Annotated in this window: 14 protein-coding genes; 7 read left to right on the top strand and 7 right to left on the bottom strand. The window is 62.4% G+C overall.

Annotated features, from left to right (window positions below; all coding sequences use genetic code 11):
• The 4 genes from AC1DD5_RS06005 to AC1DD5_RS05990 all read left to right on the top strand — a co-directional run bounded on the left by AC1DD5_RS06005 (nucleotide 1) and on the right by AC1DD5_RS05990 (nucleotide 4,596).
• Nucleotides 1-615 carry a carbonic anhydrase gene (locus AC1DD5_RS06005; RefSeq protein ID WP_442002672.1) on the top strand — a complete coding sequence of 205 codons (615 nt, stop codon included), beginning with the start codon at nucleotides 1-3 and terminating at the stop codon, nucleotides 613-615.
• Nucleotides 616-702: 87 nt separating this feature from the next.
• A complete protein-coding gene (locus AC1DD5_RS06000) occupies nucleotides 703-2,130 on the top strand; it encodes a class II fumarate hydratase (protein ID WP_442016753.1) in 1,428 nt (475 codons plus the stop codon).
• A gap of 139 nt (nucleotides 2,131-2,269) precedes the next feature.
• A complete protein-coding gene (locus AC1DD5_RS05995; RefSeq protein ID WP_477520855.1) occupies nucleotides 2,270-2,938 on the top strand; it encodes a TetR/AcrR family transcriptional regulator in 669 nt (222 codons plus the stop codon).
• Entirely contained in the window at nucleotides 2,935-4,596 is a 1,662-nt protein-coding gene (locus tag AC1DD5_RS05990) for an MDR family MFS transporter (RefSeq protein ID WP_477520854.1), read from the top strand. The genes AC1DD5_RS05995 and AC1DD5_RS05990 overlap by 4 nt, the downstream gene beginning before the upstream one ends.
• Nucleotide 4,597: 1 nt before the next feature.
• Here the strand turns inward: AC1DD5_RS05990 and AC1DD5_RS05985 are convergent, their stop codons facing one another.
• From AC1DD5_RS05985 to AC1DD5_RS05975, 3 genes are all read right to left on the bottom strand, one after another.
• Entirely contained in the window at nucleotides 4,598-5,074 is a 477-nt protein-coding gene (locus AC1DD5_RS05985; protein ID WP_477520853.1) for an NUDIX hydrolase, read from the bottom strand.
• Nucleotides 5,075-5,078: 4 nt separating this feature from the next.
• Nucleotides 5,079-5,582, bottom strand: a complete 504-nt coding sequence (locus AC1DD5_RS05980; RefSeq protein ID WP_477520852.1) for an META domain-containing protein — start codon at nucleotides 5,580-5,582, stop codon at nucleotides 5,079-5,081.
• 133 nt (nucleotides 5,583-5,715) lie between these two features.
• On the bottom strand, nucleotides 5,716-6,261 hold the full coding sequence (locus AC1DD5_RS05975; RefSeq protein WP_477520851.1) for a prepilin peptidase: 546 nt from the start codon (nucleotides 6,259-6,261) through the stop codon (nucleotides 5,716-5,718).
• Between the two features lie 62 nt (nucleotides 6,262-6,323).
• Here AC1DD5_RS05975 and AC1DD5_RS05970 point away from each other — a divergent pair, with 62 nt between their 5' ends.
• Nucleotides 6,324-7,142 carry a hypothetical protein gene (locus AC1DD5_RS05970; protein WP_477520850.1) on the top strand — a complete coding sequence of 273 codons (819 nt, stop codon included), beginning with the start codon at nucleotides 6,324-6,326 and terminating at the stop codon, nucleotides 7,140-7,142.
• A 75-nt stretch (nucleotides 7,143-7,217) separates the two neighbouring features.
• A complete protein-coding gene (locus AC1DD5_RS05965) occupies nucleotides 7,218-7,862 on the top strand; it encodes a GNAT family N-acetyltransferase (protein WP_477520849.1) in 645 nt (214 codons plus the stop codon).
• 165 nt (nucleotides 7,863-8,027) lie between these two features.
• Here AC1DD5_RS05965 and AC1DD5_RS05960 read toward each other — a convergent pair whose 3' ends face one another.
• Nucleotides 8,028-9,395 (bottom strand): PhoH family protein, encoded by a 1,368-nt coding sequence (locus AC1DD5_RS05960; protein ID WP_442002709.1) that lies wholly within the window; start codon nucleotides 9,393-9,395, stop codon nucleotides 8,028-8,030.
• A 263-nt stretch (nucleotides 9,396-9,658) separates the two neighbouring features.
• Nucleotides 9,659-10,420 (bottom strand): isoprenyl transferase, encoded by a 762-nt coding sequence (locus tag AC1DD5_RS05955; RefSeq protein ID WP_442002663.1) that lies wholly within the window; start codon nucleotides 10,418-10,420, stop codon nucleotides 9,659-9,661.
• A 152-nt stretch (nucleotides 10,421-10,572) separates the two neighbouring features.
• On the opposite strand from AC1DD5_RS05955, the gene trhA reads away from it, so the two are divergent.
• On the top strand, nucleotides 10,573-11,214 hold the full coding sequence (trhA, locus tag AC1DD5_RS05950) for a PAQR family membrane homeostasis protein TrhA (protein WP_442002662.1): 642 nt from the start codon (nucleotides 10,573-10,575) through the stop codon (nucleotides 11,212-11,214).
• Here trhA and AC1DD5_RS05945 read toward each other — a convergent pair.
• Both AC1DD5_RS05945 and AC1DD5_RS05940 read right to left on the bottom strand, forming a co-directional pair.
• Complete coding sequence (locus AC1DD5_RS05945) at nucleotides 11,207-13,366, bottom strand: thioredoxin domain-containing protein (protein WP_477520848.1); 2,160 nt, start codon at nucleotides 13,364-13,366, stop codon at nucleotides 11,207-11,209. The two genes, trhA and AC1DD5_RS05945, sit on opposite strands and share 8 nt — an antisense overlap.
• Nucleotides 13,344-13,643 (bottom strand): hypothetical protein, encoded by a 300-nt coding sequence (locus tag AC1DD5_RS05940; RefSeq protein ID WP_477520847.1) that lies wholly within the window; start codon nucleotides 13,641-13,643, stop codon nucleotides 13,344-13,346. Before AC1DD5_RS05940 ends, AC1DD5_RS05945 begins: the two co-directional genes overlap by 23 nt.
• Nucleotides 13,644-13,706 lie beyond the last annotated feature (63 nt).

Below are 13,706 nucleotides of genomic sequence, written 5' to 3'. Positions count from 1 at the left end.
GTGCCTACTTATCTGACTCCCGCCCTTGCCTGGCGCCGCCTCCAAGAGGGCAACGAACGCTTTGTTGCCGGCGAATCCCTGCACCCCAACCAGGACGCCTCCCGGCGCTCGTCACTCATCGAGAACCAGAACCCCTTCGCCGTCATCTTTGGCTGCTCCGACTCCCGTCTTGCCGCAGAGATCATCTTCGATCTCGGCTTGGGCGACGCCTTTGTGGTGCGTACTGCCGGCCAGGTGATCGACGACGCCGTCCTCGGTTCCCTTGAGTACAGCATTGCCGAGCTCGGCGTTCCGTTGATAGTCATCCTTGGCCACGACAGCTGTGGAGCCGTGACGGCTACCAAGGCCGCCGTGGAAACCGGCGAGATGCCTGCCGGGTTCATTCGCGACCTCGTGGAACGCATCACTCCGTCCGTTCTGACGTCCCTGCGCAACGAACAGGAAGACGTCAATGACATGGTGGTGGAGCACGTCAAGCAAACCTCAGCGCGGCTGGCGGACAGCTCACGTGTGATTTCGGACGCCATCGACGAAGGCCGTGTGGCCGTGGTGGGCTTGTCCTACAAGCTCGATGAAGGCCGTGCGGCCCTCGTTTCCGGGATCGGCAAGCTCTAGTGGACCGTGCTCCGGCCTCCGCGCCGGAGCACGTAGCACTCCATTCCGGGTTTTCGATGCGGCACCCAATCGCCCTAAGCTAGCCCCATGACTTCCACCACTGAGTTCCGTATTGAACATGACACGATGGGCGAAGTTCGCGTCCCCGTGAACGCCCTGTACCGCGCCCAGACGCAGCGTGCTGTGGAGAACTTCCCCATCTCCGGCAAGACGCTTGAGCGCACTCACATCGAAGCCCTTGCACGCGTCAAGAAGGCCGCTGCACTGGCGAACGCCGAACTGGGGGTGCTCGACGGTGAGCTCGCCGAGGCCATCGCCGCAGCTGCCGATGAGGTGGCAACGGGCAAGTACGACGGCGACTTCCCGATTGACGTCTTCCAGACCGGCTCGGGCACTTCCTCCAACATGAACACCAACGAGGTCATCGCTGAGCTCGCTTCGCGTGCCCTCGCCGCTGCGGGCAGCGACAAGGTTGTCCACCCCAACGACCACGTGAACGCTTCGCAGTCCTCCAACGACGTGTTCCCCACATCCGTCCACGTTGCCGCCACCTCGGCCCTGATCAATGACCTGATCCCGGCCCTGGAATACCTGGCAGCATCCTTGGACCGTAAGGCCGAGGAGTTCAAGGACGTCGTCAAGTCCGGCCGCACGCACCTCATGGATGCCACGCCGGTGATGCTCGGCCAGGAGTTCGGTGGCTACGCCGCCCAGGTCCGTTACGGCATTGAGCGCATCAACGCCGCACTCCCCCGCGTCGCGGAGGTCCCCCTTGGTGGCACCGCTGTTGGCACCGGCATCAACACTCCTGCCGGCTTCCCGGAGCGCGTCATCGAACTGCTCGCAGCCGACACGGGGCTTCCGTTGACCGAGGCCCGCGACCACTTCGAAGCTCAGGCAAACCGCGACGGCCTCATCGAGGGCTCCAGCCAGCTGCGCAACATCGCGATCTCCTTCATGAAGATCAACAACGACCTCCGCTGGATGGGCTCCGGCCCCAACACGGGCCTCGGCGAAATCGCCATCCCGGACCTTCAGCCGGGCTCCTCGATCATGCCGGGGAAGGTCAACCCCGTTATCTGCGAAGCCTCCATCATGGTCTGCGCCCAGGTCATCGGCAACGACACCGCGATCGCCTGGTCCGGGACCAACGGCGCCTTCGAATTGAACGTCGGCATCCCTGTCATGGCCGCCAATCTGTTGGAGTCCGTCCGCCTGCTGGCCAACACCAGCCGCGTCATGGCTGACAAGATGATCGATGGCATCACCGCCAACGTTGAGCGCGCCCGATTCCTGGCCGAGGCCTCCCCCTCGATCGTGACCCCGTTGAACAAGTTCATCGGCTACGAGAACGCCGCGAAGATCGCGAAGATTGCCGTCAAGGAGGGCCTGACCATCCGCCAGGCCACAGAGAAGCTTGGCTTCGTCGGCGAGGGCGAAGGCAAGGTCACTGAGGCAGAGCTCGACAAGGCTCTCGACGTCACCACCATGACGTCCCCGGCTCACAAGAACTAATACTTAAAGCACGACGGCGGCCGGTACCTTTCGCATGAAAGGTACCGGCCGTCGGCGTACCCGGAGCTTGTGTAAGGCTCCGCGCGCCTAAGCTCTACAAATTTTGCACTTTCTATAGAAGAGTGCAAAACTTTACTTTGTGAGCAATAGTGCAAATATCGACGGCGGCCTCCGTGAGCGCAAGCGGGCCGCCACACGTTCGGCGATTACCGCCGTCGCCCGTTCCTTGACCGCAGAACGCGGGCTGAACGGATACACCGTGGAACAGGTCTGCGAAGAATCGGGTATCTCGCGGCGAACGTTCTTCAACTACTTCCACTCCAAGGAAGACGCGGTGATCGGCGCGTTCTCGGACGAACTCCCCCAGGACGCCATCGAAGACTTCAATCATGGGCCAGTACAGAACGCAGACAGCATCTCGAGCACTTTGCTCGCCGCCTTGTACCAGCTCACGTTGACCATCATGGAGCGTTCGGCAATCAGCCGGTCCGAGGTCCACCAGCTCATCGCCGCCATCAAAGCCGAGCCCCAACTCCTTGGCCGCATGACGCTTGAAGGCGAAGCCCGTGAGCGCCAATTCGCCGAACTCATAGCGGCCCGCGAAGGCCTCTCACCCGGGCACCCGGAAATCGTCATGGCCGCAGCCGTCTTCGGAGCCGTCTCCAAGAAGACTGCCCAGCAGTTCTTCTCGGAGGACAATGTCCGGCCCTACCGCGAACTTCTGCGGCAGAACCTCGCCGCAGCCCAAAAACTCTTTGCCCAATCACTGGGCACCACACCTGCCGAAACCCCGAAGGATCACGCATGAGTACCCTTTCCAAGGCAGCCGAGCCGCTGCTGTTGACCCAGAAAAGGATCTGGATCATTTTCTCGGCGCTGATCGCAGGCATGCTCCTGTCCAGCCTCGACCAAACCATCGTTTCCACTGCCATGCCCACCATCGTTGGCAAGCTGGGCGGGGTGGAGCACCAGGCCTGGATCACCACGGCCTACCTCCTGGCCACCACCATCGTCATGCCGATCTACGGCAAATTCGGTGACATCCTGGGCCGGCGCAACCTGTTCCTCGTAGCGATCGCCTTGTTTACGCTCGCTTCCGTGGGTTGTGCGTTCGCCACGGATTTCTGGGGCTTCGTGATCTTCCGCGCCATCCAGGGCCTCGGCGGCGGTGGCTTGATGATTCTCTCGCAGGCCATCATTGCCGACGTCGTGCCCGCCAAAGAGCGCGGCAAATACATGGGTCCCTTGGGCGCTATCTTTGGCCTGTCGGCCGTTGCCGGTCCGCTGCTGGGTGGATTCTTCGTTGATCACCTAACCTGGGAATGGGCCTTCTACATCAACATCCCCATCGGCATCGCAGCCTTTATCACGGCATGGTTCGCCCTGACGTTGCCGAACAAGAAGGCTGAGAAGAAGATCGACATCCTGGGTGTCCTCTTCCTTTCCGCAGCCACCACCTGCCTCATCTTCTTCACCGATTTCGGCGGCAAGAAGGATGAAGGATGGGATTCCCCACTCACGTGGGCTTTCGGAGCAGGTATGGTTCTGGCGGCATTTGCCTTCGTGATGGTTGAACGGCGTGCCCAGGACCCCATCATTCCACTGAGCCTGTTCAAGAACCCCATCTTCATCAACGCGACGGCCATTGGCTTCACGCTGGGCCTGGGAATGTTCGCGGCGATCGCCTTCGTACCTACGTTCCTGCAGATGTCCTCCGGGACGTCCGCCGCAGAGTCCGGTCTGCTCATGGTGCCGATGATGGTTGGCCTGATGGGAACGTCCATCTACTCCGGCATCCGCATTTCCAAGACCGGCAAGTACAAGATGTACCCGATCCTTGGTGCCTCACTGACCATCGCGGCCATGTTGTGGCTGACCACCCTGACGGCTGAAACTCCGATCTGGGTCATCTGTGTCCAGCTCTTCATCTTCGGCGCAGGCCTTGGCCTGATCATGCAGGTGATCGTCCTGGTGGTCCAGAATTCCGTTCCGGCAGACCAGATTGGCACGGCCACCAGCACCAACAACTACTTCCGCGAGGTGGGTGCCTCGTTGGGCGTCGCCGTGTTCGGTTCCATCTTCACCAACCGCCTTGCTGAATCCTTGACCAACGCTTTTACCGGGGCAGGTGCATCTGCCGAGCAGGCCTCGCAGTCCACCAGCACGCTGGATCCACAGGCCTTGGCCCAACTGCCTGAGCAGCTTCGGGATGCGATCGTCAACGCCTACGCCAACTCGCTGGCGCCCGTGTTCTGGTACTTGGTTCCGTTCATCGCCATTGCATTGTTGCTGGCCATCACGCTCAAGCAGATCCCTCTCTCGGACACTGCCGGCATGGTGGCGCGGGGCGAGGCCGTCGGAGGTGCAGAGGCTGAACGCCTCGAAGCCGAACGCCTGGAAGCCGCTGTGGCCTCTGCCGAGGGACAAGAGCCTCGGCGGGCACCGGCTGACGCAAGCGCCAAATAGCTTAGTCCTCCACCTGGTACGCCACGGGGCCTTCGGGCTCCGTGGCAAGCCTGATGGCTTGAAGGTTTCCTTCGCTCATGTCAGGCAGTTCATCCAGGCCGAACCAGCCAACGTCGATCGATTCGTCATCGTTTACTTGAGCATCGCCGGAGACGTATCTGCAGCGGAAGGTGATGTCCAGAAAGTCGCAGATGTCGCCATTCGGAAAGGTCACCGGACCTACAACCCCGACGGCGATGATCCGCTCAGTTTCGGCCACAACCGCAGTTTCCTCGAAAATTTCCCTGACCAGCCCGGGAGCCGGATGCTCGCCTGGCTCAAGGATGCCCGTGATCACCGTCCAGTGGTGATTGTCGGCCCGTTGGCAGAGCAGCACCCGGCCATCGTCGTCGAAAACCACTCCCCTGACCGCCGGCAACCAGAGCGGGTCATTCCCGATCTTCTCCCGAAGCTTGAGGATAAATTCCGGTGCGCCCACGGCGTTAGCTTTCCTTCAATTCGATCGTGGCCAGTGAGTTGCTCAACGTGAGCACGCCGTCGTCGAGATTCCAGTGAACAGGCTGCTCAAAGAGCTTGACGGTCCAGCCCTCGTAGCTGCCCTCAAGCTCCCGGCAGCCCATAGCGGAGGCGACCATCGAACGCATTGCCCAGACATCGTCCTGGACCGAGACTTCCACACTGAGCACGTTGCACGGTGTCTTCACCAGCAGGGTCCACTCCCCGTTGACATGCGTGGAGCTGATCTGCAGCGGTTGGGTCCCGAGCCACGCTACGTCTCCAGTGGCATCGCTCCCGCGCACCGACGTAAAAGTGGAGCAACCCAGCGGACCGCCCTCGCAGAAGGGCTCCGGCTGCTGAGTCGTGAGCGGTTGGATGCTGGCCCCCGGGGTTGCACCGGGAACGTTGCCCGATTGCCCGCAGCCGGAGAGCAGCAAAGTGCAGGCCATGGTGACCCCCAGTACGGACCAAAAACTACTTCCCTGCACCGCAGCTCCCTCCAGGCGTCTTGAGCGCATCAAACCATCTGGGCTAAGCATGCCGCAGCCCGGTGAACCGCAGAATACGCAGAAGCGTTGCAGTTCGGCCGCAGTTGGCCCCGGCGGCCTCCGCCCGAACGGTTCAAGCAGGTAAAAGCACCATGCTCACCAGGGCTCCTGCCAGCATGAAGGGTCCGAACGGGATGGCTGAACCCAGCGTGCCTCGCCTGGACACGAGGATCACCAGGCTCCACAATCCGCCGAGCAGGAAGGCAGCGAACGTGCCCGCGAAGACATGGGTCCACCCAAGGTAGCCGAGGTAGAGTCCAAGCACCCCGGCCAGCTTCACGTCCCCGAACCCCATACCGGGTGGATAGACCAGGCGAAGCAGGAAGTAGAACAGCCATAGCACGCCGCCACCGGCCAGCACTCCGAGCCCAGGGATACCGAACATCGAGGCATCCAGCCCAGGGTCCGGGCCGCCAACGAACACCAGGACCGCAGCGCCCAGCAATAGGACGCCGCCCACCGCATAGGAGGGAAAGACGATCCGGTTCGGCAGTAGATGGCTCCGGACATCAATGATGGTCAGGCGCACCGCCATCACTACGAAGTACGCGCAGGCAAGAACCACCAGCCAGAAGCCCAGTGGGCTGGCGTCCCAGAGGTCGGCGAGTCGTCGGATCACCCTGCAGATGCTATCCCGAATTCGTCCAGGGGCCGGGTTGAACGCGTAGGTAAACTGTGGATATGGGGCGCTACAGTGCAGGTGGATCAGGTTTCGGACCGGACTTCGGGTCTGGTTTTGCGCCAGCTAACGGGCATGGCGGGCAGGCGCAGGACTTGTCCTCCACATTCCGCAATCTGTGCCGTTCTTCACCATGGAAGTGGACCAGCCTTCGTTTCGAATACCTCGAACGGCCTGGCACTGGCGCCAACATGGTCCGTGCATGGCTCAGGCGGCCCGGCGCGCTTCGTCTGGAGACTCCCGACGGAAAGCTGCTGCACAGCACCACGGGCATCAACGATTCCCGCGACGACTTTTACGTCAGTGCGACGCGACGCTCATGGTTGCTTCCGGCGCACCTCGTCACTCCGGTTTATGACGCTGCTGGCTTGGTCCGTAGGCGCCCTGAGGCGGCCTACGGTGAACCCTCCTTTGGCAACGGACGGCTGGCTGCAGCACTGGATCCGGTGGAACTTGCCGGTAATGCGCCCGTCCCGCTGGAGTTCCCGGATTCCAATCCAGTGTCACTGGAAGAGCCCCGGGAAGTTGACCATGAGGGACGGTTGGCCTTGGAAACTGTGGTTACCCGTGGCCGAACCTACGTGCCCTTGGATCCTTCCCAACCTTTGGCCCATCCGGGACGCACGCTCATCAGGGTGGATGCAGGGACCGGGGTCTGCGTCGCCAGCCAAAGCCTGGACGGCGATACCGCAGGCAAGGGTCATTGGCTGAAGATCCTGGCAGTTGACGAATACATGCTGGACGATCTCTTCCTTGCCGAGTCAATGAACCTGACCGACGTTCGACGCCATATCTCCTGGGACATCGGCCCAGCAGCCTGACATCCCCACGATCCACCAAGACTGTCACCAGCTCTGTGACTCGCATGCCCTCGACGGCCGGGCTAAGCTGCACCGATGACCACGCCCGCGGAAATCTGGCCGCCCTTCGGACTCACGCTCACGACTCCCCGACTGACCCTCCGTCCAGTTCTCGACGCCGATATCCCGGCTGCCGTCGCTGCAGCCCGATCCGGCGTCCACGAACCCGGCAAGAGCCCGTTCAGCACCCCGTGGGCAGAACTCCCGGACGACGAGCTCGCACCCAACATGGCCCAGTGGTACTGGCGCTGCAGGGCCGGATTCACGCCTGACTCGTGGACACTTCTCCTCGGGGTCTGGCACAACGAGGAACTCCTGGGCGTCCAGGACATCGGCGCCAAGAACTTCAACACCCTCAAAACAGTCAGCACGGGCTCCTGGCTTAAGCAGTCCGCGCAAGGGCAAGGCTTCGGCAAGGAGATGCGTGCCGCCGTCCTGAGCTATGCGTTCGACTATCTGGAGGCGGAAGTGGCCGAGTCCGAAGCGGCCTCATGGAACAAGCAATCCCTGGGCGTCTCCCTGAGCCTCGGCTACGAACTCAACGGCCTCGTCCGCGACAACTGGGGCGACAAAGTAGAAGAAGTCCAAAGAGTCCGCCTCACCCCGGAAACCTTCAACCGCCCCAACTGGACCCTCAAAGCCCAAGGCCACGAAGAGCTGAAAACCTATCTCAAGCTCTAACCGCAGCTGAGCGGCTAGCGTGGCCGCGGGCTTCCGGGAAGGAGCGCATCGCGACGCATCGGACCCGAAGGTCGCCCAGCGACCTTCGGGTCCTTTTGCGTTGTGTCTAAGCGACGGCGGGAGGCCGTTGCCGCGCGGCGGTGACCACCGTGCGGGAAGGACCAGTTAGATTTCGGCCCCTTCGAGCAACTCCGTCACCAAGGCTGCAATCGGCGACCGCTCGGACCTGGTGAGGGTGATGTGGCCAAACAGCGGATGACCTTTGAGGGTTTCGACGACGGCGGCCACGCCGTCGTGCCGACCAACACGGAGGTTGTCGCGCTGGGCGACGTCGTGGGTGAGCACGATCTTGGAGTTCTGTCCGATGCGGCTCATCACGGTCAGGAGGACGTTCTTCTCCAGGGACTGTGCCTCGTCCACGATGACAAAGGCGTCGTGCAGTGAGCGTCCACGGATGTGGGTGAGCGGCATGACTTCGAGCATGCCGCGGTCCATGACTTCTTCCACGACTTCCTGGCTGACCAACGCACCGAGTGTGTCGAAAACGGCTTGAGCCCAAGGGTTCATCTTTTCCGCTTCAGACCCGGGGAGGTATCCCAGTTCCTGGCCGCCTACGGCGTAGAGGGGCCGGAAGACGATGACCTTGCGGTGTTCCCGCCGCTCCAGGACGGCCTCGAGGCCCGCACAGAGTGCCAGTGCGGATTTGCCCGTGCCAGCGCGCCCGCCGATGGAGACAATGCCCACTGCGGGATCCATGAGGAGATCGATGGCCAGCCGTTGTTCCGCCGAACGGCCATGGAGTCCGAAGACGTCACGGTCACCCTTGACGAGGCGGACCTGCTTGTCCGCCCCTACGCGGCCGAGCGCCGAGCCGCGGTTGGACAAGAGGACAAGCCCGGTGTTCACGGGAAGTTCCGCTGCGGCGGGGATGAAAACGGGCTCATGGCCATACAGAGTCGTGATTTCGTCTTCGCTGGCTTCCACTTCGGCTATGCCGGTCCAGCCTGAATCCTTGACGAGTTCGTTGCGGTATTCGTCGGCGTGCAGTCCCATGGCAGAGGCTTTGACGCGCATGGGAAGGTCCTTGGACACCACGGTGACATTGTGGCCCTCGTTTGCCAGGTTCTTCGCTACGGCCAGGATGCGGCTGTCATTGTCCCCGCCCCGGAAGCCTGCGGGAAGGACCTCCGTGGAAATATGGTTCATCTCTACCCGGAGCATGCCTCCGTCGGCACCAATGGGTATCGCGTGGTCCAGTCCGCCGTGTTCGATTCGGAGGTCATCCAGGAGCCGCAGGGCTTTGCGGGCAAAGTACCCTAGTTCGGGATCGTGGCGTTTGCCTTCGAGTTCGCTGATGACCACGATCGGGACGATGACTTCGTGCTCAGCGAAGCGCAGCAGTGCGTGCGGGTCTGAGAGCAAGACGGATGTATCGATCACATAGCTGCGGCCCACTGCAGACGATGCTGTCCGTTCCCCCGATGAAACCCGTTTGGCGCGAGAGGTAGCTGCACTTTCCCCGTCAGAAACCATTGTGGGCAGTTGCTCAGAAATAGCCACATCGACTCCAGCCCCGGGCGGTCGCCCGGCCTAATGGTGAAGCGGCTCGGCCGGAAGGCCGGGCGTGGCCTCCCATGTAACTGGTGCGATAGTTCGCTCCATCTACTGGCCTCCCCGATCAGCGGGCGGTTTTGCCTGCTGATGGGATTAACGTAATCCCTCTCACAGAAAATTCCGAAACCTGCGTCGGCAAGTCGCATTGCCAGCTGATTAATTCCTGATTAACCGAAGCGCACCTAGGAGCCGAAGCGACGCTGGCGTCCGGCGTAGTCCCGGAGCGCCCGCAGAAAATCAACCTTGCGGAACGCCGGCCAGAGGGCTTCGCAGAAGTAGAACTCGCTGTAGGCGCTCTGCCACATCAGGAATCCGGAGAGCCGCTGCTCACCGGAAGTTCGGATGACAAGGTCCGGATCCGGCTGGCCGCGCGTGTAAAGGAACCTTGAGATGTCGTCCACCGAAAGTTCATCTGCGACGTCGGACATAGTCCGCCCTTTGGCGACCGCATCGCGGAGGAGTTCCTTCACGGCGTCGACGATTTCACGCCGCCCGCCATAGCCGACTGCCACGTTCACATGGATTTTTTCATGGACCGGGGTCCGGGCGGTCAGCTTGTTCAGGCGATCGGCCAGGTAGTCCGGGAGAAGCTCTGGTGCGCCCATTGCGTGCACAGAGACGTCCTCGTTTTCATCCAGCCGGTCCATGGTGTTGGCGATGATGCCCATGAGCAGGTCAAGCTCTTCGCCGGAGCGGTTCATGTTGTCCGTGGAGAGCATGTACAGCGTCACTACTTTGACGCCAAGCTCCTGGCACCAGCCAAGGAACTCGTGGATTTTGTCCGCCCCGGCCTGATGTCCCTGGCTGGTTGGCGCGTTGAATTGACGGGCCCATCTGCGGTTGCCGTCCACCATGACACCGATATGCCTGGGAATGCGGTCTTGCTTCAGGGAGCGAAGGAGTTGACGTTCGTAGTAGCCATAGAGGAAACCGGGCAGCTCCACCGGACTCTCACCTGACTTCCTTACTTTTACGACGACGGCGCACCTCCAAGGCTACCTTCCCGAGCTGCCCCACTGGTGCAGCGAGAGTCAAACTCCCATCGTGCAGGAGCTACTGAGCAGTAACTTACTGAAGCGTAGGTTATTCTTTAACGATGGCCGAGCTGCTCACTATCAAGCCCGCATGGCGCGGTTGGATTCACGCCGTTGCCGCCCCTTTCGCCCTCGCGGCCGGAATCGTCCTGGTGTCACTTGCCCCCACAGCCGACCGAAAGATCACCTCCACGATCTATGCGGTAACGGGCGTCCTTCTTTTCGGCGTCAGCGCCGTTTACCACCGCGGAAATTGGTCCCCGAAGACCCGGCTGGTGCTCAAGCGCCTGGACCACACCAACATCATGCTGGTGATCGCCGGAAGCTATACGCCGCTGGCTTGGTCGCTTCTGGAACGATCCCAAGCCGTCACGTTGCTGTGGATTATCTGGTCCGCGGCCATTGCCGGCGTGCTGTTCCGGGTTCTCTGGACCGACGCCCCGCGTTGGTTATACGTCCCGATCTATATTGCGCTGGGCTGCGGGGCGCTCTTTTACCTTCCGCAGTTCTTCACAGCGAATGCCGCCTCTGCCACGCTCATTTGTGTGGGCGGCGCCCTCTACATAGCAGGCGCGGTCTTCTATGCCATCAAGAAGCCAAATTTCAGCGTTCAACACTTCGGGTTTCACGAACTCTTCCATGCCTTCACCGTCTTGGCGTTCGCGGCCCACTTCATCGCCATCATGATGGCAGTCCTCAGCTAGGGCCGGCGGTCATTCGCGCCAGCATTGATTGCACGTCCGCAACGGTCCCCACCGGTATCTCGCACACCATATCCCGGCACAAATACACTTGGGGCGAGCCATCAGGCGCACCCGTGCGATGAAGCAGCAGCGGGACCTCGCCATCACCAGCCGGGGACACGGCGTCGTTCTCTTGCAACGCGACCGCCATACCCGGGCTGGCGGATTTCAGAAGCGCGCTGTGCAGCTCGCTCAGCAGTGGCGAATCGGGACCAACGACGGCGGCCTCCACCGGCCCTGCCAGCGCCGCTTGCGCCGTGGCCAGGAGCCAACCGGCAACACGGGGCGCGCGTGTGGCCAGCGAAGGAAGCAGGCCCAGGATATTCCCGGCCATGAGTCGGTGGGCGTGGGAGCCTGAGTACGCCGAATACGTCAGCAGCACTCCGGCAAATCCAGCAGCCCCGCTCGGCGTGGCATTGTCGAACGGATCAAGGGCAGCCCGCTGCCCTTGGGCGTTGAACACCTGGGCAGATTCCCCGGCCGAATCGGCGAGATGCCCGTCCTCGACAAAACGCGCTTCGGCGGCCCGGATGATGTATTCCGCCAGGCGGTACCAGCGCTTTTTTCCCGTCACGGCGTACAGCGAGAACAGGCCCTCTGCACAGAATGCGTAGTCTTCCAGGAGTCCCCCGATCCCCCGCGCCCTGGAATCGTGCGAGACCCGGACCAGCAGCCCGTGTTCGGCGTTCCAATGCACCTTCTCGAGATACTCGGCAACGTTCTCAGCTGCAGCGACGAGGTCCGGGCGGTCCAGCACCGCTCCGGCCTCGGCAAGCCCGGCGATCGCGAGCCCGTTCCAACCCGCCACAACTTTCTCGTCCCTGGCAGGCTGGTTCCGGAGATCCCGTGCGGCGAGGAGCGCGGGCCTGACGCGGTGCCAGAGCGCGGACTCGGGAGCGGACAAGGGCCGTCCGGGATGCAGCGGAGATCCCAATTCCGAGACGGTCCCCTGCGCATCCACATTCATCATGCGAGCCACGGCCTCAGCGTCATCCGGGCCAAGGACTTCCAGCAACGATCCGGGCGTCCAGAGGTACGCTGCGCCTTCATGGTGCACCCCGTCCACCACGGTATCGGCGTCCAGGGACGAAGCCAGTCCACCCCCGGGCAGCCCCAGCGAGGCCAGCATCCAATCCCCGCACCTGGACGCAACCCCCGCCGCCTCCTCGGCCGGGAACACATCATTGCCTCCAAGACGCACCCAGTGGGCGTAGACGCGCAGGAGCTGGGCATTGTCGTAGAGCATCTTCTCGAAGTGCGGCACCGACCAATCCGCCGTGACCGAATACCTGGCAAAACCGCCGTCGATTTGGTCGCATAATGCCGAACGTGCCATTCCGGCCAGGGCGCGTGCGGCCATGTCACGCGCGGCCTCCGATGTCTCCGACCGTGCCGCTGCGTGACGGATGAGGAACTCAAGTACCGCCGACGGCGGGAACTTTGGGGCGCTGCCGAACCCACCGGCGTCGTGGTCTTCTGACCGGGCCAAAACCGTTACTGCATCCGAAAGCAGCTGTGCATCAAGTACCTCGGGCGGGCCGTCAAGCCGAACGGCAGATGACAGCTGGGCGTTTGCTATGTTCGCGGCCAGTCCCCTGGCGTTTTGCTCCACAGCCTCGCGGCGTTCAACCCACGCCTCGTGGACCGCTTCAAGCACGTTTCGGAAGGACGGCCGGCCGGGCAAGGGAACGGGCGGGAAATATGTGCCCGCATGGAAGGCGAGGCCCTCCGGAGTCAGGAAAACGGACATTGGCCAGCCGCCTTCACCGCTGATGGCCTGCGTGGCCGTCATGTAGACGGAATCGACGTCCGGCCGTTCTTCCCGGTCCACTTTGACGGGCACAAAGTGTGCATTGAGGTAGTGCGCAGTTTCCTGGTCCTCAAAGGATTCATGGGCCATGACATGGCACCAATGACATGCCGCATAGCCGATGGAGAGAAACACGGGGACATCCCGGGCTGCGGCAAGGGCAAACGCTTCGTCGCCGAAAGGACGCCAGAAGACCGGGTTGGCTGCGTGTTGGCGCAGGTAGGCAGACGGCTCCGCACCCAGGACGTTCGCCGCCCCGGGCCAGTTGTTTCCGCGCGGGCTAGCGGCTTCCGGGAGCGGCATCGCCGTTCTCATCCGTGGTGCCGGCGTCGCCGCCCGCATTATCAAGGGTTCCGGCTTCTGTAGCCAAGCGTGCCTCCTCCACCTGCGCACGGTACCGAACCCGGCGGATACGGCGAACCATGTCCACGATGAGGAACGTCGAGAGGATGACGACGAAGGCCGTGAGGACGAAGCCCCAGGTCCCGGGCGTCACCTGGTCCTCGGACAGGCCAGGCCGCAGCGTCCCGGTGGGGTCGGGCGAGGGAGTGACGGTCAAGGCGAGGATCAAGTGGTGCACGTTCAAACCTTCTATGGGAGCTGATGCATGTCGGCAGGCTTCAGCATGAAGCTGGGCTGTTCG

This window comes from Paenarthrobacter sp. 10L420 (assembly GCF_056395385.1).
Note: the sequence above shows the minus strand (reverse complement) of the source record. Positions and strands in the feature narration are given on the sequence as shown.

Excerpts from the sequence above, each read along its gene's own strand:
- AC1DD5_RS06000 (WP_442016753.1), top strand. The coding sequence starts at position 703 with ATGACTTCCACCACTGAGTTCCGTATTGAACATGACACGATGGGCGAA.
- AC1DD5_RS05990 (WP_477520854.1), top strand. The coding sequence starts at position 2,935 with ATGAGTACCCTTTCCAAGGCAGCCGAGCCGCTGCTGTTGACCCAGAAA.
- AC1DD5_RS05970 (WP_477520850.1), top strand. The coding sequence starts at position 6,324 with ATGGGGCGCTACAGTGCAGGTGGATCAGGTTTCGGACCGGACTTCGGG.
- AC1DD5_RS05965 (WP_477520849.1), top strand. The coding sequence starts at position 7,218 with ATGACCACGCCCGCGGAAATCTGGCCGCCCTTCGGACTCACGCTCACG.
- AC1DD5_RS05960 (WP_442002709.1), bottom strand. The coding sequence starts at position 9,395 with ATGGTTTCTGACGGGGAAAGTGCAGCTACCTCTCGCGCCAAACGGGTT.
- trhA (WP_442002662.1), top strand. The coding sequence starts at position 10,573 with ATGGCCGAGCTGCTCACTATCAAGCCCGCATGGCGCGGTTGGATTCAC.
- AC1DD5_RS05945 (WP_477520848.1), bottom strand. The coding sequence starts at position 13,366 with ATGCCGCTCCCGGAAGCCGCTAGCCCGCGCGGAAACAACTGGCCCGGG.